At 39.6% G+C, this 21,857-nt stretch carries 19 protein-coding genes and 1 tRNA gene; 4 read left to right on the top strand and 16 right to left on the bottom strand.

The annotated features are described in order from the left end of the window. Positions 1 to 191: 191 nt before the first annotated feature. Positions 192 to 521: a 5-carboxymethyl-2-hydroxymuconate Delta-isomerase gene (locus AAEY55_RS09370; protein WP_011327042.1), complete on the top strand. Its 330-nt coding sequence runs from the start codon at positions 192 to 194 to the stop codon at positions 519 to 521. A gap of 351 nt (positions 522 to 872) precedes the next feature. Here the strand turns inward: AAEY55_RS09370 and AAEY55_RS09365 are convergent. The 3 genes from AAEY55_RS09365 to AAEY55_RS09355 all read right to left on the bottom strand — a co-directional run bounded on the left by AAEY55_RS09365 (position 873) and on the right by AAEY55_RS09355 (position 2,053). Next, a tRNA-Ile gene (locus AAEY55_RS09365) sits at positions 873 to 949 on the bottom strand. A 306-nt stretch (positions 950 to 1,255) separates the two neighbouring features. Then, on the bottom strand, positions 1,256 to 1,414 hold the full coding sequence (locus tag AAEY55_RS09360) for a YqaE/Pmp3 family membrane protein (RefSeq protein WP_011327039.1): 159 nt from the start codon (positions 1,412 to 1,414) through the stop codon (positions 1,256 to 1,258). Positions 1,415 to 1,489: 75 nt separating this feature from the next. Further along, positions 1,490 to 2,053, bottom strand: coding sequence for a BON domain-containing protein (locus tag AAEY55_RS09355; RefSeq protein ID WP_011327038.1), 564 nt, complete (start codon positions 2,051 to 2,053; stop codon positions 1,490 to 1,492). Positions 2,054 to 2,475: 422 nt separating this feature from the next. On the opposite strand from AAEY55_RS09355, the gene suhB reads away from it, so the two are divergent. Beyond that, the gene (suhB, locus tag AAEY55_RS09350; protein WP_011327036.1) at positions 2,476 to 3,279 is read left to right on the top strand and encodes an inositol-1-monophosphatase; all 804 of its coding nucleotides are present in this window, start codon (positions 2,476 to 2,478) and stop codon (positions 3,277 to 3,279) included. Between the two features lie 71 nt (positions 3,280 to 3,350). Here the strand turns inward: suhB and AAEY55_RS09345 are convergent, their stop codons facing one another. From AAEY55_RS09345 to queA, 6 genes are all read right to left on the bottom strand, one after another. Beyond that, positions 3,351 to 5,129, bottom strand: a complete 1,779-nt coding sequence (locus AAEY55_RS09345) for a GGDEF domain-containing protein (protein WP_407072705.1) — start codon at positions 5,127 to 5,129, stop codon at positions 3,351 to 3,353. Positions 5,130 to 5,252: 123 nt separating this feature from the next. Next, positions 5,253 to 6,200, bottom strand: coding sequence for a protein translocase subunit SecF (gene secF / locus AAEY55_RS09340; RefSeq protein WP_011327035.1), 948 nt, complete (start codon positions 6,198 to 6,200; stop codon positions 5,253 to 5,255). 9 nt (positions 6,201 to 6,209) lie between these two features. Further along, positions 6,210 to 8,069, bottom strand: coding sequence for a protein translocase subunit SecD (gene secD, locus AAEY55_RS09335; protein WP_339686166.1), 1,860 nt, complete (start codon positions 8,067 to 8,069; stop codon positions 6,210 to 6,212). Positions 8,070 to 8,088: 19 nt separating this feature from the next. Continuing rightward, positions 8,089 to 8,424 (bottom strand): preprotein translocase subunit YajC, encoded by a 336-nt coding sequence (gene yajC / locus AAEY55_RS09330; protein ID WP_086995936.1) that lies wholly within the window; start codon positions 8,422 to 8,424, stop codon positions 8,089 to 8,091. Between the two features lie 26 nt (positions 8,425 to 8,450). Continuing rightward, complete coding sequence (gene tgt, locus AAEY55_RS09325) at positions 8,451 to 9,578, bottom strand: tRNA guanosine(34) transglycosylase Tgt (RefSeq protein ID WP_350550959.1); 1,128 nt, start codon at positions 9,576 to 9,578, stop codon at positions 8,451 to 8,453. A 150-nt stretch (positions 9,579 to 9,728) separates the two neighbouring features. Continuing rightward, positions 9,729 to 10,760, bottom strand: a complete 1,032-nt coding sequence (queA, locus tag AAEY55_RS09320; protein WP_011327031.1) for a tRNA preQ1(34) S-adenosylmethionine ribosyltransferase-isomerase QueA — start codon at positions 10,758 to 10,760, stop codon at positions 9,729 to 9,731. Positions 10,761 to 10,960: 200 nt separating this feature from the next. On the opposite strand from queA, the gene AAEY55_RS09315 reads away from it, so the two are divergent. Beyond that, entirely contained in the window at positions 10,961 to 13,492 is a 2,532-nt protein-coding gene (locus AAEY55_RS09315; protein ID WP_182677001.1) for an EAL domain-containing protein, read from the top strand. 217 nt (positions 13,493 to 13,709) lie between these two features. Then, positions 13,710 to 13,922 carry a hypothetical protein gene (locus AAEY55_RS09310; RefSeq protein WP_011327029.1) on the top strand — a complete coding sequence of 71 codons (213 nt, stop codon included), beginning with the start codon at positions 13,710 to 13,712 and terminating at the stop codon, positions 13,920 to 13,922. Here AAEY55_RS09310 and AAEY55_RS09305 read toward each other — a convergent pair. From AAEY55_RS09305 to pstA, 7 genes are all read right to left on the bottom strand, one after another. Beyond that, on the bottom strand, positions 13,919 to 14,857 hold the full coding sequence (locus AAEY55_RS09305) for a hydrogen peroxide-inducible genes activator (protein ID WP_350550956.1): 939 nt from the start codon (positions 14,855 to 14,857) through the stop codon (positions 13,919 to 13,921). The genes AAEY55_RS09310 and AAEY55_RS09305 overlap by 4 nt on opposite strands. Before the next feature lie 68 nt (positions 14,858 to 14,925). After that, entirely contained in the window at positions 14,926 to 16,152 is a 1,227-nt protein-coding gene (locus tag AAEY55_RS09300; protein WP_339686155.1) for a transposase, read from the bottom strand. Between the two features lie 322 nt (positions 16,153 to 16,474). Further along, complete coding sequence (locus tag AAEY55_RS09295) at positions 16,475 to 17,743, bottom strand: inorganic phosphate transporter (protein WP_197182591.1); 1,269 nt, start codon at positions 17,741 to 17,743, stop codon at positions 16,475 to 16,477. Between the two features lie 39 nt (positions 17,744 to 17,782). Continuing rightward, a complete protein-coding gene (locus AAEY55_RS09290; protein WP_011327026.1) occupies positions 17,783 to 18,460 on the bottom strand; it encodes a TIGR00153 family protein in 678 nt (225 codons plus the stop codon). Between the two features lie 148 nt (positions 18,461 to 18,608). Next, positions 18,609 to 19,310 (bottom strand): phosphate signaling complex protein PhoU, encoded by a 702-nt coding sequence (phoU, locus tag AAEY55_RS09285; RefSeq protein ID WP_011327025.1) that lies wholly within the window; start codon positions 19,308 to 19,310, stop codon positions 18,609 to 18,611. Between the two features lie 42 nt (positions 19,311 to 19,352). Then, positions 19,353 to 20,180, bottom strand: coding sequence for a phosphate ABC transporter ATP-binding protein PstB (gene pstB / locus AAEY55_RS09280; RefSeq protein ID WP_339686147.1), 828 nt, complete (start codon positions 20,178 to 20,180; stop codon positions 19,353 to 19,355). Positions 20,181 to 20,202: 22 nt separating this feature from the next. Next, complete coding sequence (gene pstA, locus AAEY55_RS09275; RefSeq protein ID WP_011327023.1) at positions 20,203 to 21,852, bottom strand: phosphate ABC transporter permease PstA; 1,650 nt, start codon at positions 21,850 to 21,852, stop codon at positions 20,203 to 20,205. Between the last annotated feature and the right edge of the window lie 5 nt (positions 21,853 to 21,857).

Below are 21,857 nucleotides of genomic sequence, written 5' to 3'. Positions count from 1 at the left end.
CTACAAAACACATGTTGTAAAAAATAAACATTGCGCTATATACATTCACCTTTGCCGCACCATAACACTTCTTAATGGCTAATTGTGCAAAACAAAAAGATGCTAATTCAGCATTGTAGGGGTTAGCGGGTAACCTGGTATTTGGTATAATAAGGTTCACACATGTAGTAACTCATAATAGGAACGCCTAAATGCCGCACATTATTATTGAACACTCAGAAGACCTCCCTGTATTACCACAAGTACTTGTAGAAAAAATTCACAACGCCGCTTTCCAAAGTAATTTATTTGATTTAGAAACCATAAAAACACGCGCTATTTCCTATCAGCAATATCTACTTGGCGCTGGCGGGTCGGGGTTTATACATATTGCGGTACACATTTTGGCGGGACGTTCTATTGAGCAAAAACAAATGTTAAGTGAGCAACTACTTGAGTGTTTAAAAACCTATTGCAGAGCATCAGACAGTTTAAGCGTTAATATTTACGATATTGAACATGAGATCTACCGTAAAAATTAATTTATTTTACCCGTCACATTAAATTAGTGAACAATTCTAGTACCAAAAAAACAGCTTAATCACTAATCAAAGTCATAATGTATAGTGACCTATAGGCTATTTCTAACGCGGTTAATTAGCTACTTAATAAGTCAGAATGATCATGTTATTAATAATATAGGTATTAACTTAAAAGCGTTAATAAGTACTCTGTAAAAAATCCCTAACTAGGGATTTTTTATTGCCGTAAAACAATTCTATTTATTATTTTATAATGAAACAGGCAAAAATATACTTAAAGTGTAATTAACACAACATAGAGCTATTCATTAGTTAATGATTGGAATGATTTTTAGTAGGTATATTTAAAAATGGTGGCCCCTCCCAGACTCGAACTGGGGACCTAACGATTATGAGTCGTGTGCTCTAACCAACTGAGCTAAGGGGCCAACTTTTTGTATAACTGTAAACAGTTAATTTTTTAAGAAGCGTTTAGTCACATAGCGACTAAAGCGGGGTGCAGTATAAAAAGTTTTTAGAGGCTTGTCACTAGCAAAAGTCTTTATTTTAACAATCAATGGTCTAACTGCTTAAATAGTAATCTTTTTATGGGTATAATATTAAAATTTGCAGAATTTAGGGTTAATACTGGCAGCTAAGTAAAAGTGAAATGGAAGGCTGTATATCGCGTAATTTAAAAATTGGGCTTTAAATAAGCAACTTACAGCTTATATTACGCGACAAACAGAAATGAATTATTTTTTTGCGATAATGTATATTGCATGTATTACTCCAGGGAAGTAACCAAACAACGTAAGTAAAATATTTATCCAAAAATGTAAGCCTAAACCCACCTGTAAAAATACTCCCAGTGGTGGCAGTAAGATTGAAAAAATAATACGTATAATATCCATAAATATTCTCCTTATTTATAAACTAAAAAACTTATAAGCAAAAACCCAGCAGAGCTGGGTTTTATAAATACTATGTTACTTTGCAACTATCGTTAGTTTATCTACTACATCGCGAACATCTTCTGCATTTTTAGCAATTTTTACTGCAAGCTGTTTTTCAGCATCTGAGTTCACTGTACCGGTAAGAGTAACTACACCGTTGTCAGTATCTACATCAATGTTTGTACCACCAACTTCTGAGTTAAATAAATAACGCGTTGTGATGACTGTGGTAATTTTAGCGTCGGTTAAGCCGCTACCATCATCATCTTTCATGTTGTCATGGCTTTTACTGTTCATGTTTTTCACAACAGTAAGCTGGTTATCAACATCGGTTACACCATCTAAACTCAGTACAAGTTCTTCTGCTAACTCTTTGTCGAGTTCGCTATTAACTTTACCTGTTAGTATAACTTTGCCATTTTTTACATCAGTGTTGATGTCAAAGTTATTGAGGTTAGTGTTCATAAGAAGCACTGTTTCAGCCTTACCATCAATCCAAGCATCTTTACTTTCATTTTCCCAGCTGCTCGCTTGAGCACCCATAGCCGTAGTACCTAAAACTAACGCCGCAATGATAGATTTGTTAAATGTTTTCATAATCTTTCTCCTTTTGATTAAAGACACTTTAACTAATGCCAGCTTTAAGCCAACTTTAATAAACAAGTAAAATCATTAACTTAAGGCGATGTGTAAAATAACTTCACTTTGTATACATCACTTTTTTACCGACTTATCGGTAAAAAGTTCTCAGTAGTGAAAATAAAAGCATGTTCATAGCTTTTAACTTGGGCCCAGGTTAAAGAGTAAAAAACATGCTAAATTTTTAAAGCACTAGAACACATTTAAAAAGTGCTTTGCAGATTCATCAATGCTGAATTTCTATAAAATGCTCTGCACATCAAGCAAGTATAAAAAACAAACAAAAGTATTTAGGCTTTGTTGTTTACTTTATGGCAAAAGTCGCTAAAATACGCCAGCTAAAATATATAAACGTTCTTTTACAACCCAAAGGTAATACCATGCATCCAATGTTAAACATTGCGGTTCGCGCTGCGCGTAACGCAGGCAAAATTATACTTCGTGCAAGTGAAGATTTATCAAAAGTTGAAGTTCAACAAAAAGGCACTAACGATTTAGTGACTAACATTGATAAAGAAGCTGAAGCTATAATTCGCGACACCATTTTACGCTCTTACCCTGATCACTGCATTGTTGGTGAAGAATTAGGCGAGCATAAAGGTAAAGATGCAGATTACCAATGGATTGTTGACCCGCTTGATGGCACAACTAACTTCATCAAGGGTATTCCTCATTTTGCGGTTTCTATCGCACTTAAAGTAAAAGGTCGTTTAGACCAAGCCGTTATTTATGATCCAATTCGTGGTGAGCTTTTCACTGCCTCTCGTGGTCAAGGCGCACAACTTAATAGCAAACGTTTACGCGTTTCTAAAACAGTTGATTTAGGCGGTTCAATCTTAGCTACTGGCTTCCCTTTCAAGCAAAAACAACACCTAGATGCATACACAGAAGCGTTTAAAGCTTTATTCATACATACAGCTGATATCCGTCGTGCGGGCTCTGCTGCGCTAGACATGGCTTATGTTGCTGCTGGACGCGTTGATGGCTTTTTCGAAATTGGTTTAAAACCTTGGGATACTGCTGCAGGCGAGCTATTAGTAAAAGAAGCAGGCGGCATGGTTGTAGATTTTGCTGGCGGCGTAAACTATAACAATAGTGGTAACATTATCTGTGGCGCACCTAAGCTAACTCAAGCAATAATTCGCGAAATTCGCCCTGTATTAACTGAGTCATTACTTCGTTAATAAAAACTGCATGGTTTAAAAAAGGAGCTTAGGCTCCTTTTTTGTTGTCTGCAAAAAATTATTTATGACGATTAAACTGCTTGTTTTTCTAACCTAGCAACCACACTACTTGGCTTACTACGCTGACATAAAAACAAATGGCTATGAGCAAAGCGCTTTGCTGATTTTTTAGCATTACTTGCCAATGCTGCAACCTGATGGCTATTCTTATAATGGTGTAAATCGGGAGTAACTAAGCCTATTGCCAGTGTTACTAATGGCACAAATTGTGGCTTCCCTTCTCTATTTGCACTCCAATATCCCTTATTTTTAATATGTTCGGAACTAAAAAACACCTGTGATTCTATTTCAAATTGGCGAATAATATGCTCGCACACTGCGGCAGCATTATTATCATCAAATAGCACCATAAAGTCATCGCCGCCAATATGGCCAAAAAAACTGTTTGTATTACTACACGCCTGCATCGTAATATTTGCTAATAGTTTAATTACACTATCGCCGCTAGCATAACCAAACAAATCATTAAACTGTTTAAAATGGTTCAAATCTAAATACGCCAATGAAAACGCCTTTTGTGTAGCTAAACGCCGCTCTATGGCATCGTTAAGAGCTAGATTACCGGGTAACATAGTTAATGGGTTAGCGTGCTGCGCATGACGAATTTTTTCATCTGTTATATGTTTTAATATGTCGCGTACTGGCACAATGCCTAAATACTGCTGCCCTCGGGTGATCACTATATGGCGGCGAATATCAAAGTCGCATTCGGTAATTTGCTGACTAACGTTATCTAGCAGCTGGTTTTCATCTACCACTAGCGGTTGCCTGTCCATTACTACAGTGGCCGCACGCTTGTCATACAAAGCATGGCCATAGGCCGCTGCAAACACTTCACTAAGTTGCTCTTTGTGGAGCAAACCAATTGGCTGACACTGCGAATTAATTACCACTAGGCTGGCAATCGATTTATCTCGTTCAAATAGCGCATGGGCGTCTTTACAACTGGTTTCGCTATCAATAGTTTGCTGCGCTAATGCAAGCCAACCAATAGCCATAGAGTTATTTAACTGGTTTGTATTTGCGGCAAAGCTCAGTGCTTGAATTTGCCTTGCTGAAAGCACATAACTTGGTTTATTACTTGGTCGTTCAAGTAAAAACCCTTGCACATAGTTGATACCCATTCCTTCTAACACAGTTAGCTCTTCTGCTCGCTCAATTCCCTCTGCAATCACTGTCGTATTGGTTACTTTTGCCAGAGCTGTTATTAACTTTAAAAACTCTTTTTTAACCACACTTTTATCGCAATGATCGATAAAATAACGATCGATTTTGACAAAGTCTGGGCATAACTCCGACCATTGCTTTAACCCAGAATACCCCGTACCTAAGTCATCAATTGCAATAGTGAAGCCTAAAGAGCGGTAATGTGCCATGGTTTTTTGTAGTAAAAACTCATCCTCGACCCTTTCTTGCTCTGTTACCTCTATCACCACCCGATGAGCTGCTAAACCAAACTGCTTAATGAGATGCAGTGTTTCGCCTTTAGGATGACTTGGGTCGAGTAACGTTTTAGGACTAACATTTAAAAATAGTTTGCCCTGCAGCTTCAAATGCACAAAGTTCTCAATAGCTTTAGAGCGACACAGTAGCTCAAGCTCTGAAATCAGACCATATTGATGAGCCACCTGAAACAGTGTATTAGGCATTTCTAAACAGCTATTTTTAGGCCCTCTGCTGAGTGCTTCATAACCGAGAATGGTCTGCCTGCTAATATCAAAAAGCGGCTGAAACAAGGTGGTAATTGTGCCATTTTCTAAAATTTCATTTAATAATTTACGCTGCTTCATTATTGCTAAGCTCTATTACGATTTACTCAAGGTAAAGTAGCAAGCGAATATGACATTTTTATGGCAATCTGCAGGCAATAAAAAACCGCCCAGATGGGCGGTTAATATCGGCTTACAAATCTATTACGGCATAGCGTCTAGATCAGCACCTTCTTTTTCAATCACTTCTGGTATTAAATCTTCTTTACTTACGCCAAGCGCAATAGCAACTGAGCTGGCAACGTAAATAGATGAATAAGTACCAATAAACACACCAAATAACAATGCTGTAGCAAAGCCATGAATGGTTTGACCGCCCCAAATAAACAAGGCAATTAATACTAAAATAGTGGTAATTGACGTTACTAAGGTACGATTAAGCGTTTGTGTTAAAGAAATATCGATAATTTCTATCGTGTCATCAATACGTACTTTGCGGAAGTTTTCACGAATACGGTCAGATACTACAATGGTATCGTTTAGCGAGTAACCTATTACCGCTAATATAGCCGCTAATATGGTTAAATCGAACTCTAAACCTAATACCGAAAATAAGCCAACGGTAATAATAACATCGTGAATTAAGCCGCTTACTGCGCCTACTGCAAAACGCCATTCAAAGCGAAACGCTACATAAATCAAGATACAAATAAGCGCAGTTAACATGGCCAGGCCACCCTGCTCTTTTAGGTCTTCACCTACGCTTGGGCCAACAAACTCAATACGGCGCATTACTACGCTTTCGTCTGCTAGCTTTAATGCAGCAATAACTTGGTTACCAATAACTTCAGCTTTTACGTCATCGCCGCGCGGCGCTAAACGAACTAAAATTTCTTGGCTTGAACCAAACAATTGTACCGATGCATCTGCAAAGCCATTTTCGGCAAGTACATTACGCACCTTTTTAAGATCTGCAGGTTGCGAAAAGCCAACTTCTACGGCAGTACCACCGGTAAAGTCTAAACCAAAGTTTAAGCCTTTAGTGAAAACCGATATAAATGCCGCTAAAATTAATAACGTTGAAAAACCCATTGCCACTTTACGAAGAGACATGAAACGTAGGGTTTTGCTACCCAATTTTAAAATTTGCATGGCTACTCCTTAAATTGAAAGTTTATCAACACGTTTACCGCCGATAAATAAGTTGATAATCGCACGTGTACCAACAATAGCTGTAAACATTGACGTTAAAATACCAATTGCTAACGTAACCGCAAAGCCTGCAATTGGGCCAGTGCCCACAGCAAACAAAATAACGGCAGCAATTAAGGTGGTAATATTGGCATCGAAAATAGTGCTAAATGCACTGTCATAACCAAAATGAACGGCTTGTTGAGGGCTACGGCCATCGGCCAGCTCTTCACGAATACGTTCAAAAATAAGTACGTTGGCATCAACCGCCATACCTACAGTTAGTACAATACCGGCAATACCAGGCAAAGTAAGCGTTGCGCCTGGAATTAACGACATAACACCAATAATAAGTACTAAGTTAGCAGCAAGCGCAAGGTTAGCAACCATGCCAAAGCCTTTGTAGTAAATAAGCATAAATGCAAGTACGAATGCAAAACCAAGTGCTACCGCGGTCATACCTGCTTCAATGTTTTCTTGCCCTAAGCTTGGCCCTACGGTGCGCTCTTCAACTATTTGAATTGGCGCTACAAGTGCACCAGCACGTAGTAATAAGCTTAAGTTATGTGCTTCTGCTGGGTTATCAATACCGGTAATACGGAACGAGCGATCAAGGCGTGCTTGAATAGTTGCTACGTTAATAACTTCTTCAACCTTAATAGGCGGAAGCGCTTTACCGTCGGCATCTTTTTTACCTGATGGTTTGTATTCAATAAATACCGTGGCCATGCGCTTACCAATAGCTCGCTTGGTAAAGGCATTCATTTTTGCCCCACCTTTGCTATCTAGCGTAATACTTACTTGCGGGCGTTGGTATTCATCGCTACCTGATTGCGCGCCAGTAATATGGCTACCTTCAAGAATAATACGTTTTTTAAGTACCACAGGGTAACCGTCACGGCTCATGATCATTTCAGTACCCGGTGGGATACGACCTTGAGCAGCAGCGCTAATATCGGCGTTTTCTTCTACTTCGCGAAACTCAAGTGTGGCCGTTGCGCCTAAAATCTCTTTAGCACGAGCAGTATCTTGAATGCCGGGTAGTTGCACAATAATTCGCTCAGCACCTTGGCGCTGTACGTTTGGCTCAGCAACACCAATTTGGTTAATACGGTTACGAATAATCGTTTCGTTTTGCTTGATAGCGTAATCACGAATTTCTTTGAGTTTTTGCTCACTCATAGTCGCATAAAATGCGTTATCGTTACTGCTATCATCTATGTATACATTTAATGGATACTGCGTTTTTAAGAAGCGCTCTGCAGCGTCTTTATCTTCTTCGCTGCGCATTTCTACACGCATACGATCAGAGCCCGCTACACGGCGAACACTGCGATAACGAAGTTTTTCTTCACGTAGGTCGCTACGAAAGTCTTCTTCCATTTGCTCAAGCTGGTTATCAACGGCTGTCGCCATGTCAATTTCCATGGTGAAATGCACACCACCACTTAAGTCTAGGCCTAGCTTCATTGGGTTGCCGCCAACCGCTTTTAACCAAGTTGGTTGCGCTGGAGCCATGTTTATAGCAGAAATGTAATCATCGCTAAGAGAGTTACGCAATAAATCTTGCGCTTTTAGCTGCTCTTCAACGTTTCTAAAGCGAACGAGTATTTGCCCATCTTCGAGTTTCGTTGATTTAACACTAACGTTATGTTTTTTGAGGGTTGCGTTTACTTTGTCTATTACACTGAGATCAACATCAGCACCTTTAGCGCCAGAAACTTGTATAGCCGGATCGCGACCATACAAGTTTGGAGAGGCGTATAAAAGGCCAACGGCTACCACAGCTAAAACAAGTAAATACTTCCAAAGTGGAAACTTGTTTAACACGGGGTCGTCCTTATTATTTTTATAGCGACTTCATTGTGCCTTTTGGCAATACCGCAGTTACGGCTGATTTTTGTACTGTTACTTCTGCTTGCTCGTTTAATGAGATAACAACAAAATCTTTATCATCTGCAATTTTTACTATTTTACCCACTAAACCGCCTTGGGTAAGTACTTCATCACCTTTAGCCATCGCGCTCATTAAGCTTTTATGCTCTTTAACACGCTTAGCTTGCGGGCGATAAATCAAAAAGTAAAAAACCAAACCGAAAATAGCTAACATTATTAGCATTTCCATTCCGCCACCGGCAGCTGCAGAACCAGTACTTGCGTGGGCATTCGAAATAAATAAACTCATGATACTTCCTCTTTAATTTTTAAAATTTAATTTGTTATATCTGCAAGCTCTGGCACGTCTTGGCCACGGCGAGCATAAAAATCCTGAACGAACTCATCTAACTTACCTGCGCTAATTGCGTTACGTAAGCCTTCCATAACACGTTGATAATAACGTAAGTTATGAATAGTGTTTAATCGTGCGCCTAAAATTTCGTTACATTTATCAAGGTGATGTAAATAGGCACGTGAGTAGTTTCCACAGGTATGGCAATCACACTCAGGGTCAAGCGGGCCAGTATCTGTTTTATGTACTGCGTTACGTATTTTAACCACACCTGTGGTTATAAATAAATGACCATTACGAGCGTTACGGGTTGGCATAACACAGTCAAACATATCAATACCACGGCGTACCGACTCAACTAAGTCTTCTGGCTTACCTACACCCATTAAATAACGTGGTTTGTCTGCTGGCATTTTGTACGCGCAATGATCAAGAATATTGATCATTTCGTTTTTCGGCTCACCTACCGATAAACCACCTAATGCATAGCCATCAAAGCCTATTTCTTCAAGTCCGGCTTGCGATTGTGCACGTAACTCTGGGTACATACCACCTTGAATAATACCAAACAGTGCGGATGGGTTGTCGCCATGGCCTTCTTTTGAGCGTTTAGCCCAGCGAAGTGACAATTCCATTGAATCTTTAGCTTCTTTTTCGGTAGCAGGGTATGGTGTACATTCGTCAAAAATCATCACGATATCTGAACCCAAGTCGCGCTGTACTTGCATTGATGATTCTGGCGTCATCATAATTTTCTCGCCATTTACTGGGGAGCTAAATAATACGCCTTCTTCGGTAATTTTACGCATAGCACCTAGGCTGAACACCTGGAAGCCACCTGAGTCAGTTAGAATCGGGAAATCCCAATTCATAAACTTATGTAAACCACCGTGTTGCTTAATGATTTCAGTACCTGGGCGCAGCATTAGGTGAAACGTATTACCTAAACAAACTTGCGCGCCTGTTGCTTTTACTTCATCCGGTGTCATGCCTTTAACAGTACCGTAAGTACCTACAGGCATAAATGCTGGAGTTTCTATTACACCACGGTCAAAAATCAAGCGGCCGCGGCGCGCTTTACCGTTTGTAGTGTCTAATTCAAATTTCATATTGTCCTCAATGTCGGAAAAACAGTCCAACAAGCTATAATTTAACCGCTCGATTCTACCCTTTTTACTGCGTTAATACTATTAACTGCGGTAAATTCAATGCTGATTTAAAAGCAAATAGCCAGCTTAAACAAGTAAATTTTGTGGTGTTTATTTACGGGTTAAAAACATCGCATCGCCATAACTAAAAAAACGATACTGCTGCTCTATGGCGGTGTTATATGCGCCCATAATATTGTTTTGTCCGGCAAAGGCACTTACCAGCATGATAAGCGTTGACTCTGGTAAGTGAAAGTTCGTGATCATGGCATCAACCACATTAAATTGATAACCCGGATAAATAAATATATCGGTATCACCAAAGTAAGTATCTAACTTACCACCGTGTACTTTTGCTGCCGATTCTAGAGAGCGTACAGACGTTGTACCTATGGCAATAACACGCCCACCATTGGCTTTAGTGTTTGCTACAGCAGCAACCACATCATCTGGCACTTCTATGTATTCTGAGTGCATAATGTGCTCATCTACCGTGGCAACACGCACCGGTTGAAACGTCCCCGCTCCCACATGCAGTGTAACAAAAGCCATTTGTACGCCTTTATTTTTTAGCGCGGTCATTAACTTATCGTCAAAATGCAAACCGGCGGTAGGAGCCGCAACCGCTCCAGGCTTTTCGCCGTACACGGTTTGATAACGCTCACGATCGGCTTCGTTATCAGGGCGATCTATATACGGCGGTAATGGCATATGGCCAATATCATTTAATATATCGAGTACGTTTTGGCTATGCTCAAACTCCAGCTCAAATAAGGTATCGTGACGCGCAACCATGGTTGCTTTTGCCTTGCCTTCAAGAATTACTTCGTTGCCAGGCTTTAGCGATTTACTCGCACGTACATGTGCCAGCACTCTATGCTCATCAAGCACACGCTCTACTAATACTTCAACTTTTCCGCCTGACGCTTTTTGACCAAACATACGGGCAGGTATTACTCGCGTGTTATTAAACACCAACAAGTCATTTTCGTTAACTAATTCAAGCAAATCACTAAATACTTTGTGCTCAACTACACCACTTGGGCCATCTAGGCTCAATAAGCGGCTACTTGTTCTGTCTTGCTTAGGAAAACGAGCAATTAATTCGTCGGGAAGGTCAAAGCTAAAATCAGCCACGCGCATAGTTGGTAATCCACATCATTTAAAGTCGCGCCAAGTGTATATCTATCGCTTATGAAGCTCAAGAAATCAGGTAAATTCTCATTAAATTACACTTGTTTTACTGCATTTATTATCATGCCGTAAATACGCTTGTCCTAAGCGGTAAATATCATTACTCTTACTCTTTTGAATAATCGTGATTTTTTAGGGGTACTCTAAACGTGGTAAATCAGCTTAAATTGCTAATATTAAACGCCAGCAGTGCTGAGCGTGGCACTATTCGAGCCACTTTAGAGAAATTAAATGTTTTTGAATTTATAGAAGTATCTGATAGCCAACAAGCTTTAAAAATATTAAAAAAACAAGCCGTTAATATAATTATTACTGGCCTTGATGTAGGTAAAATTGATGGCTGGCGCTTCTCAAGAATGATCCGCTCGGGCTTATTAAACACCCCTAAAAATACCCCAATCTTACTTATTCCCCCTATTTATTGTGAACGAATAGCTGAAACTACTGCCCGCAGCTACGGTATTGATGCAGTATTACCTTTTGAGCGCCAAGACATGCTGCCGCAAGTGCTGGCAAGTGTGCTCGCTAACCATTTAGAAAAAAGCAGTCGTTTAAACCTCTTACTGTTAGAGCCGACTAACACTAAAGCCAATGAAATCAGCAAGCCGTTACTGCTAAACTTTTCGATTACCCATGTTACCTCGAGCCAAGCCGCGCTTAATGCTTATAACCAGCAACAATTTGCAATTGTTTTACTTGATGCAACCGCTGCAAGAGCAGAAGAGTCGAGCGTGCTAGTATCTGAAATTTTACAACATAATCCTATGCAAGCAATTGTAACTATTATAGATAGTGATGATGCAGATTATGCGGAGCAGCTTTTACTTTCGGGTGTCACCGACTTTATACGTGCCCCATACGATCCGCCATTTTTAAATAAAGTATGCGACCATGCAGCGCGTCGCGAAGACTTTATGGTGAGCTACGCTGAATTTGCTAACAAAGTAGAGCAACTGAGCATAAGCGAAGTGCGATACCGAGATTTATTTTCTGCGCATCAACGTATTTTATTGCATTTAAATACTGTCGTTCTAGAACTTGATCAGCAAGGGCTTATTCGCTTTATCAACCCAGCGTGGGAAGCATTAAGTGGCTTTGGTGTTAAATCGACACTACAACAGCAATTAACTAATTTTTGTATTGCTGAATGCCAAGTAAAACTACAAGCAACAATAGACGACATTCTTTGTGGTGGTGAGTACAAACAACAAGTTGAAATAAGGCTACAACATAAAAATGGCAGCCAAATTTGGGTTGAATGTCGGCTGCAGCTCATACAAAACAGCCATAATAACGCCACTATTACCGCCACAATCGACAATATTCATGAACGAAAACAAGCGGAACTGCAGCTGCGCCATTTAGCACTTCACGATACGCTTACTGGCCTGCATAATCGCTATTACTTTGACCAACAGCTGAATCGTATTTGCCAACCTCAGCACACGCATTCTGATATTGAACACGCGCTTATTTATATCGATTTAGATCACTTTAAAATAATTAACGACAGTAAAGGCCATCAACAAGGCGATATTGTTTTAAAAGAAGTAGCGCAATTATTTATAACAAACATAAGTACCGAGCATTTAGTGTGTAGAGTTGGCGGCGACGAATTTGCAGTGATCCTCAAACATACTAACTTGCTTGACGCGCATTTAATTGCCGAAGGTATATGTAACGCGATTGAACAAAATCAATTTAAATCTGAGGAGCAAATATACTCAATCAGTTGCTCAATTGGTTTAACTCAAATTACCGAAAAGAATTGCGACCCAAGCGAATGTTTAAAACAAGCTGATATTGCCCTGTATATCGCTAAAAATTTAGGTCGTAATTTAGTACATTGCTATGCAAAACAAGATGCCCATAACAATACGCTACAAACGGGTTTAGAGTGGGGTCATGGTATTCGCCAAGCGCTACAACAAGACAGCATTGAACTGCATTACCAACCAATTTGGGATTTTAGGCGCAATGAAGTTGCTTACTTTGAGGTGCTGCTGCGCTTAAAAATAAATGATGAACTAGTTTTTCCTAATCAATTTATTCCTTCATTAGAAATGCTAAACGATACTTTTTTAATGGATCAATGCGTTATTCGTAACACCATTGCTAATGTTGCCCTCTACCCAGAACTTAACCAAGTAGCTATAAATCTATCTGCGCAGTCATTTTTAGATGAGCGTTTAGTGCCATTAATAGAGTCAAATTTAGCAAAGTATCAGGTTTTACCAACACAAATAATTTTTGAAATTACCGAATCTGCCAGCATTAACAACTTAGCAGCTACGCGTAAAATGATTGAAAAACTCAATATTTTAGGCTGCCACTTTTCGATTGACGATTTTGGCACCGGCTTCAGTACTTTTAACTACTTGAAACAACTGCCAGCACAGCATGTAAAAATTGATGGCTCGTTTGTTTGCGATATGCTCAACGACCCTATTGATTTAGCACTAGTAAAGGCCATTAACGACATTAGTCATTCACTCGATAAGCGCTCTGTGGCTGAGTATGTAGAAACCGAAGAAGTATTTTTTGCATTAAAAGAAATTGGCGTTGACTACGGCCAAGGCTATTTTATAGCTCGCCCTATGCCTATTAAAGGTGTTAAAAGTGAACTTGAAAAGATTTTAAAAAATAAAACGTTTTACCAACAACTACCTAGCAAAAAATAAACAGCTGTAAACAAAATTAAGCTCTTTACTACTATCATAATTATCTTTCTCGGCTATACTTTACTTACAAATCAGCAAATGTCGCGCAATTTATACGATAAGCGCAAAAAAACATGACATTATAAATCAGCCTAAATAAGACGACAATTTTTTGGATGTTGGATGTTGGATGTTGGATGTTGGATGTTGGATGTTATTAGAGTTTAAGGAGGTAAATATGACACAGCTAGTTGTTTTATTACTACTTATGCATTTTGCAATTGCGTTTCAGTGTTACCGATATGCACACATTAAAGGTTATCCGGTTCGGGTATTTACTGTATTAGGGCTAGTGCCTTACTTTAATCTGGTTGTTTGGGTTTATTTGCTTTTTTTACCTAAACTAGAACCATATGAAAGCCATAACCATGAAAACAAGCAGCTATCTTAGCTGCTTGTTGCTGCCTCTTTAGCAAAGTCTAAACTACACTGGTGTTTTAAAAACACCTCTAATTGCTGGCAGAACAATTTAAAGTCGCGAATTCGTCCGGTTGTTTTACGCCACAAAATACCAATTTCACGGTATGCCTCATTCGCCGATGGGGTTGCTAGCATATTTTTATTATCTAAAATGCCGGCATTAATCGCCATTTGCGGTAAAAAGGTCACCCCCAACTGATACTCCACCATGCTCAATAAAGTATGCAAGCTGGCTGCTTCAAACGGGTTTATACAGCTGACACGGTTTAAATGACATGCACTAAGCGCGTGCCCGGTCATACAGTGCTCACGTTCTAGTAAGAACACGCTGGCGTCGGGTAATAAGTTAAAGTCTTGCACGTTCTTTGCTGGCTTGTAATCTTTGTGATGTACCAAACTAAAATGATCTCTAGCTAACACCTGAGTATGAAACTTATCGGTTTGATACGGCAGTGCTAATAAGGCTAAATCTATCTGACCATGCTCTAATTTATCGAGTAACTTATCGCTAGTATCTTCTACTAATACCAGTTCTAAATCGCAAAATTCTTGCTTACAAAAATGATACAAAGGCGCGGCAATAAAGCTCGCAATAGTAGGAATAACCCCTACGGTTAACTTACCACTCAGCGGCGTTAAAAAGCTTTTAGTGAGCTCTTTTAAACTGATTGTGTCGTGAATAATTTTGCGCGAACGTTCAACTACTTCCTCACCAATGGTGGTAAACATTAAACTGCGGTTTTCACGTTCAATAAGTTGGCAGCCTAGTGTTTCTTCTAAGTTTTGAATGGCTGTACTTAATGTTGATTGGCCAATAAAGCACGCACTAGCAGCGCGGCCAAAATGTTGATATTGATGTACTGCAAGTAAATACTGCAGCTGTTTTATACTCGGAAGATTAGTCATTTTTTCTTTCCACAAGTGAACTACTCAGCGACTAAAGATCACTGGGCTTCTACAATCTAGCTTTTGGGCTAGGCTGCTACTTTTTTCTCAGATCCAACAGCAAACTTCGATAGCTCGAAGACTTTCGTTTTAATAGCTGATTTCTGCTGAGATATGGGGTTAACCCTTGCGACAATTCCAGCCGCAATTAAATCTAATTCACCTGTTTTAGCTATACTTTTTGCCGCAGATAAGTCGCGACCTTGATATGTCCTGCAAGCCAAACAAGTGAAATTTCTATCTTTCAGTGTCAAAACATGATGCTGGCCGCATTCACTGCAAATCCCTGTGGATTTTTCAAATCTGCCAATTTCATGATAGATCTTACCTTCAAGCTCAGTTTTATACTTTGAAAGCTGAGTGATGAGCCCCATTACGTTGTCGGCCACCATACTGCCATTAAATTTCTGCATTGCTTTTACATTTAAATTTTCAAAAATTAAAATATCATTTTCATTGGTTATCTGTCGTGAAATTTTATGCGCAAAGTCGAGCCTTTGCCTTGAGATTTTACCATGTAATTTATTGATGCGTTGTTTTGTTTTGTGCCAGCGATTAGAACCTTTTTTACGGCGTGCAAGCTGGCGTTGCAATTGATTCAGCTTCTCTTTTGATTGCTTTAAAAACTTTGGATTATCGGCAACATAACCGTTTGAGCCAACAACCGTCTGCTTTGAGTTAATATCAAAGCCTGTAATTGTTTTTAACACGCGAAGCGCGGCCTTACATTCCACTTCTTGAGTTATACTACATTCCCATTTTCCGTGACGATACTGAACAGTCACGGTCTTGATTTTACTTGCTAATTTGCGATGTAAAATAATCGGAACTCTGCCGATTTTAGGGACACTAATAGCACCATTTTCAATGCGAATACAGTTGGAGTTGTTAACCGCCCGAAACGAGTCATTGTGAAGTTTTTTCTTTTTGTAAGTGATTTTATGTTTTGGAAAGCGTTGCAAACGACCTTTAGAGAATGCATTTTTCAACGCGGTTTCCAAGTCGCGAGCAACTTGCTGAGCCGCAGCAGAATCAAACGCTTTTATCCAATTAAACTCTTCAAAAGGCTTTAGCTCTTTAAGAACCGAGGCCATGTCTTTGTAAAACAAAAACGTTTTATCATACTCATATCGCCGCATGTTTTCAGATAACAACATATTCCAAATGCCTCGCGAAGTCGCGCCAAACTCAAAGAGTTTAACTTCTTGCTCTGGCGTTGGATTTAGCCTGTAGTTGTATCTAAGCGTCTTTTTCATACACTGTATAGACTACTGTGTAAGCTCAGGTTGTCAAGATGCAATATGACAATAAATCGTATTGTCAATATTTAATAGAATTACATTTAATATTGGTTGTGAAATACAGAAAACAGTTATTGGTAGGACACCTAGGGAAATTCGTTAAAAATTCTATTGTCGAATTATCAACAAAATCAGAAAATATATTCGAGAGCAAGGCTAGCGATTCATCCCAGCGACTAAAGATCACAGGGTTTTCTCGCTAAGTAATCGATAAAAAGACCCCAACACCTAGGGCATTGAGATCTTTTCAAGCTAAAAGTCTTTAAGTACTTTTTTATTAAACCCCAAATGCGGTTCTTAGTACGTAGAAAATAACAATAGCAAGGCCTGCGCCCACTGGCAATGTAATTACCCAAGAAACTACAATGTTTCTAATAACACCCATGTTCAGTGCGGCAATACCGCGTGCCATACCTACACCCAACACCGCACCCACTAAGGTTTGCGTAGTTGAAATTGGTAAGCCTGTGCCAGATGCAATTACAACTGTTGAAGCAGCAGCTAATTCAGCAGCAAAACCACGGCTAGGGGTTAAATGTGTGATCCCTTCGCCAATCGTTTTAATTACTTTTTTACCTAAAATAGCTAAACCGGCCACAATACCAAAACCACCTAGTGGTAATATCCACCAAGCAATAGCCGCTTGTTTTGCAATTTCACCGTTGTTTTCAACAATACTTACCACAGCCGCAAGAGGACCAATAGCATTAGCAACGTCGTTAGAACCATGAGCAAATGCCATACTACAAGCCGTTAAGACCATAAGCACAGCAAAGACTTTTTCAACGTTATTAAATTGCATTTTTTTATCGGCCTGAGGGTCGATTTTTAAACGTGAAATTGCAATTTTACCAATAAAGCCTACTACTACTGCAATCGCAATAGATAGCCCAAAACCTTCTATGGTGCCTAAGTTAATACCAATATGTTTTAAGCCTTTTTTAATTGTCACAAGTGACATAATAAAGCCAGCTAAGCCCATATAAATAGGCACGAAACGTTTAGCATTTTTAAGCGGAGTAGCCGTATCAAAAATAAGCTTTTGTGCGCTCATAAATATTAAGTAGGCAATAAAACCCGATATAGCAGGCGTTACTATCCAACTACCAACAATTCCTGCAACCTTGTTCCAATGAATCGCTTCACTGCCTACTGCAACTAAAGCAAAACCTATAATAGCGCCAATAATAGAGTGAGTAGTTGATACTGGCCATCCTAAGAATGATGCCATTAATAGCCAGGCGCCTGCTGCAAAAAGCGCAGAAATCATACCTAATATCATTAATTCAGGAATATCCATAAATGGCGTTGAATCAATAATGCCATTACGAATTGTCGATGTAACTTCGCCGCCGGCCAAGTAAGCACCTGCAAACTCAAAGATCATCGCGATAAAAATCGCTTGTTTAATCGTTAGCGCTTTAGAGCCTACTGATGTGCCCATTGCATTGGCAACATCATTTGCGCCAATACCATAAGCCATAAAAAAGCCAACTGCTGCGGCAATTAAAATTAATACCGTGCCGTAAGATGCAATGATATCCATTGTGTAACCTTAATCTATCGTTTTTGAACTGATTTTAAATTAACGAGCTAACATCAGCTCAAGACGTGATCCTACGCGCTCTGCAATATCTGCAAGCTCGCCAACCCATTCAATGATCTTATATAAAAACATCACATCAACCGGGTTTAACTCACCTTCTACTGCGCGTAGTTGGCGGCGTATTTTAATTTGCATTTCATCCGTGTCTTGTTCTATGGCATCCAATTCAACGAGCATTTTTTCAACCAAGGCCACTTCGCGACCTTTAAAACCTGTTTCTAATAACTCTTCTAACTCATTTATCGCATTAGATGCTTGTTTAGTAGCATCAACACAACGTGTTAAATAAGCTAAAAAGTCGATTTGAATTACTTTTGGTATGATCATCTCACGACCAATTACACGCCCTGCAATGTCTTTTGCTTTATTGGCAATTTTATCTTGCTGGGTTACTAATTCGAGCAGATCTGTACGCTCTACCGGCATAAATAATCCACGCGGTAGTTGTAAACGTATATTTCTTTTCATTTCATCGGCTTCACGTTCTAAATTACGAATGGTTAAACGTAGCTCTTCAGCTTGTTGCCATTCTTCTTTAAATACGTGATTAAAAAAAGGAATCAAAGCTTTACTAGCTTGATGAACCTTTCGAATATGTTCTTCCATTGGTTTGATAGGAGATTTTGCAAATACTCCTAGAAACGCGTTAGTTTGCATAACTGACCCTTAAATCAATTTAGTATGCTGTGCGGCATGAATTTTACAGTATTAAGCTCGATTGTGAACGCTTTTTATTGCTCAACCGCCAGCAAACTAAAAAAAAATTATAATTCGTCGTTGTAATAAAAAAAACTAATTAAAAAAATTATAAAGACTTTTCTATATCTTCTTGAGATGTATGGCGAATATCTTTTCCATTAACAAAATAAATAATATATTCAGCAATATTTTGACACCGATCACCAATGCGTTCTAATGAACGAACTGACCACACTAAATCCATAATTTTCGGGATTGAGCGCGGGTCTTCCATCATATAGGTCATAATTTGACGAATAATGGCTTCGTACTCTCTATCAACTTTAGCATCCTCTTTGTGTACTTCAAATGCACGTTGTACGTCCATACGCGCAAATGCATCGAGTACATCGTGCAACATTTTTGATACTTGGCGCCCCATATTTTCAATATTTACTAACAAAGCCTGTTGGTCTTTAGTAAATGAGTCTAGTGCAACTTTAGCAATTCGCTTAGCTTCATCGCCTATACGCTCTAAATCTGCAATAGTTTTTGCAATAGCCACTACTAAACGCAAATCGCTTGCAGCAGGCTGACGCCTGGCAATAATTCGCGTACATTCTTCGTCAATGCTTACTTCCATTGCATTAACTTTATAATCATTCTCTCGCACTTTTTGCGCAAGCATAGCATCATTTTGGCTCACTGCATCTAATGCACTGTTAAGCTGTTGCTCAACCAGCCCGCCCATACTAAGCACAAGGTTGCGTACGTTTTCTAATTCTTGATTAAAACGGCCAGAAATATGCTTATTAATGTTATGTTCCATCGTTATTATCCTATCAATATTGTACACATAATATCGGCTGAATTAGCCGTAACGACCGGTTATATAGTCTTCTGTTTTTTTCTTATTAGGCGTTGTAAATAAGGTATTGGTGTCTGAGTATTCAATTAGCTCCCCCATATACATAAACGCCGTTTGGTCAGAAACCCTGGCGGCCTGTTGCATATTATGGGTAACAATTACCACTGTAAACTTGCTCTTTAAATCGTTAATTAGCTCCTCTATTACTAAAGTAGAAATAGGGTCTAGTGCCGAGGTAGGTTCATCAAGCAATAATACTTCTGGCGAAATAGCAATTGAGCGCGCAATAACTAAACGTTGCTGCTGTCCACCCGACAACCCAAAAGCGCTGTCGTGTAGCCTGTCTTTTACTTCATCCCACAGCGCTGCACCACGCAATGATTGCTCAACTACTTCATCTAATTTACGTTTGTCTTTAATGCCTTGTAAGCGCAAACCATAAACCACATTTTCATAAATTGATTTAGGAAAAGGGTTAGGTCGCTGAAATACCATGCCTACGTTACGACGCAGCGCCGCTACATCAACGTTTTTATCGTAAATGTTTTGTCCATGTAGCAGTATTTCACCTTCTATGCGGCAAATATCAACTAAGTCGTTCATGCGGTTAATACACCGTAATAAGGTTGATTTACCACACCCCGACGGGCCAATAAAGGCTGTTACCTGGCCCTTTGGAATATTCATATTTACTTTACTCAGCGCTTGTTTATCGCCGTAGTAAAGATCGAGATCTTTAATCTCTAACGCTGTTTGCTCTGTGGTTAAATTATCTAAGTCTAACTTCAAGCTGGTATTGGCTTGATTTACTTTTGGAGCGACTGAAATCATGTTTGTTACCTATTAAATCTTATTAAAGCTCAAGCGATCTGAATTTTTCACGTAAATGATTACGTATACCAATAGCGGTTATGTTGAGGGTAATAATTACCGACACTAATAAAAATGCCGTTGCATATACCAGCGGTCGCGCCGCTTCAACATTCGGGCTTTGAAAGCCAACATCGTAAATATGAAAACCTAAGTGCATAAACTTTCTGTCTAAGTGAAAGTATGGAAAGTTACCATCAAGCGGTAACGTAGGTGCCATTTTTACTACACCCACCAGCATTAATGGCGCTACTTCACCTGCTGCACGCGCAACAGCCAGTATTAAACCTGTCATAATTGCTGGGCTTGCCATAGGTATAACAATACGCCATAAGGTTTCTGCTTGTGTGGCACCAAGCGCTAATGATCCGTGGCGTACCGTACTTGGAATACGCGATAGTCCCTCTTCAGTGGAAACAATAACCACAGGCAAGGTAAGTATTGCCAGTGTTAAAGCCGACCACATAACACCTGGTGTACCAAATACCGGAGTAGGTGATGACTCAGGATAAAATAATTGGTCAAGGCTGCCACCTAGCATATAAACAAAAAAGCCTAAGCCAAATACACCATATACAATAGAAGGTACACCGGCTAGGTTAATTACCGCAATACGGATCATCTTAGTTACCGCATTTTTAGCCGCGTATTCATGCAAGTAAATTGCAGCAACCACCCCAAATGGCGTCACAATAACAGCCATTAGCATAACCATAAACACGGTACCAAATATGGCCGGAAATACGCCACCTTCGGTATTTGCTTCGCGAGGGTCATCTGATACAAACTTACCTAATTGGATAAAGTAATGGCCCAGTTTGGTTAAAAAGCTCATGTCGTTTGGAAACCACACATCTAATACTTGATACAATGGAATGGTGACTATTTCGCCGCGCATATCTTTAACCATAACTTGGTCGCGCTGTGCTTGTTTACGCAGTGCAAACAGTTGCTTTTCGAGCACCGCATACTCGGCACGTAGTTCTGCACGCGCCTCTGCAAGCTCAGCAACACGTTCGTCTGTAAGTTCATTATCAAGTAAGTAGGATTTTTCTTTTAGCCTTAGACGTTCCAGTTCATAGTTAATATGACCAATATCACCGTTTTGTAAATCAAGTGCTTCGTCGTTTAAATCAACTGCCCGTTCAACCAGCTTATGTAAATAGGCTACCTTATCGCCGGTAACAGGTTGTCCGTCTTCAATTACGCCTTCTACGTAGCCATAAAAATTACCATTTTTGCTACGCTCAAACACGGCAAGGGTGGTAGGCGTTGATTGGTTTTTTATGTCGGTGTTTAATATCCAACGAAAATCTAAATCTACATATTCACGGTTACCGGTTTTAATTAATAACCGCTCAAATTCTTCCCTATCATATGCCGAAACATCAACACCGGTTGCCGCTAAACGCGCTTTGGGTACTAATTCTCGATCGTAAATTTCACCAATAATAGTTTGTTTTGCAATTGAGCCTTCCAGCTCAAATTGCACTACTTCAGAAGGCCAGAAAAAGCTTAACCCTTTCCACGCTATCATAGCTAATAAACCAATTACTGAAATTAAGCTGATGCTCACCGCACCACCGGTCATCCAAATCCAAGGAGAACCAGACCTAAACCACTGCTTTACCATGTCGT

This window comes from Pseudoalteromonas sp. 120-MNA-CIBAN-0494 (genome assembly GCF_040308885.1).
GTDB classification, from domain to species: domain Bacteria; phylum Pseudomonadota; class Gammaproteobacteria; order Enterobacterales; family Alteromonadaceae; genus Pseudoalteromonas; species Pseudoalteromonas nigrifaciens.
This window is presented reverse-complemented; position numbering and strand designations above follow the sequence as displayed.

Excerpts from the sequence above, each read along its gene's own strand:
- AAEY55_RS09370 (WP_011327042.1), top strand. The coding sequence starts at position 192 with ATGCCGCACATTATTATTGAACACTCAGAAGACCTCCCTGTATTACCA.
- AAEY55_RS09360 (WP_011327039.1), bottom strand. The coding sequence starts at position 1,414 with ATGGATATTATACGTATTATTTTTTCAATCTTACTGCCACCACTGGGA.
- AAEY55_RS09355 (WP_011327038.1), bottom strand. The coding sequence starts at position 2,053 with ATGAAAACATTTAACAAATCTATCATTGCGGCGTTAGTTTTAGGTACT.
- suhB (WP_011327036.1), top strand. The coding sequence starts at position 2,476 with ATGCATCCAATGTTAAACATTGCGGTTCGCGCTGCGCGTAACGCAGGC.
- AAEY55_RS09345 (WP_407072705.1), bottom strand. The coding sequence starts at position 5,129 with ATGAAGCAGCGTAAATTATTAAATGAAATTTTAGAAAATGGCACAATT.
- secF (WP_011327035.1), bottom strand. The coding sequence starts at position 6,200 with ATGCAAATTTTAAAATTGGGTAGCAAAACCCTACGTTTCATGTCTCTT.
- yajC (WP_086995936.1), bottom strand. The coding sequence starts at position 8,424 with ATGAGTTTATTTATTTCGAATGCCCACGCAAGTACTGGTTCTGCAGCT.
- tgt (WP_350550959.1), bottom strand. The coding sequence starts at position 9,578 with ATGAAATTTGAATTAGACACTACAAACGGTAAAGCGCGCCGCGGCCGC.
- queA (WP_011327031.1), bottom strand. The coding sequence starts at position 10,760 with ATGCGCGTGGCTGATTTTAGCTTTGACCTTCCCGACGAATTAATTGCT.
- AAEY55_RS09310 (WP_011327029.1), top strand. The coding sequence starts at position 13,710 with ATGACACAGCTAGTTGTTTTATTACTACTTATGCATTTTGCAATTGCG.
- AAEY55_RS09305 (WP_350550956.1), bottom strand. The coding sequence starts at position 14,857 with ATGACTAATCTTCCGAGTATAAAACAGCTGCAGTATTTACTTGCAGTA.
- AAEY55_RS09300 (WP_339686155.1), bottom strand. The coding sequence starts at position 16,152 with ATGAAAAAGACGCTTAGATACAACTACAGGCTAAATCCAACGCCAGAG.
- AAEY55_RS09295 (WP_197182591.1), bottom strand. The coding sequence starts at position 17,743 with ATGGATATCATTGCATCTTACGGCACGGTATTAATTTTAATTGCCGCA.
- AAEY55_RS09290 (WP_011327026.1), bottom strand. The coding sequence starts at position 18,460 with ATGCAAACTAACGCGTTTCTAGGAGTATTTGCAAAATCTCCTATCAAA.
- phoU (WP_011327025.1), bottom strand. The coding sequence starts at position 19,310 with ATGGAACATAACATTAATAAGCATATTTCTGGCCGTTTTAATCAAGAA.
- pstB (WP_339686147.1), bottom strand. The coding sequence starts at position 20,180 with ATGATTTCAGTCGCTCCAAAAGTAAATCAAGCCAATACCAGCTTGAAG.
- pstA (WP_011327023.1), bottom strand. The coding sequence starts at position 21,852 with ATGGTAAAGCAGTGGTTTAGGTCTGGTTCTCCTTGGATTTGGATGACC.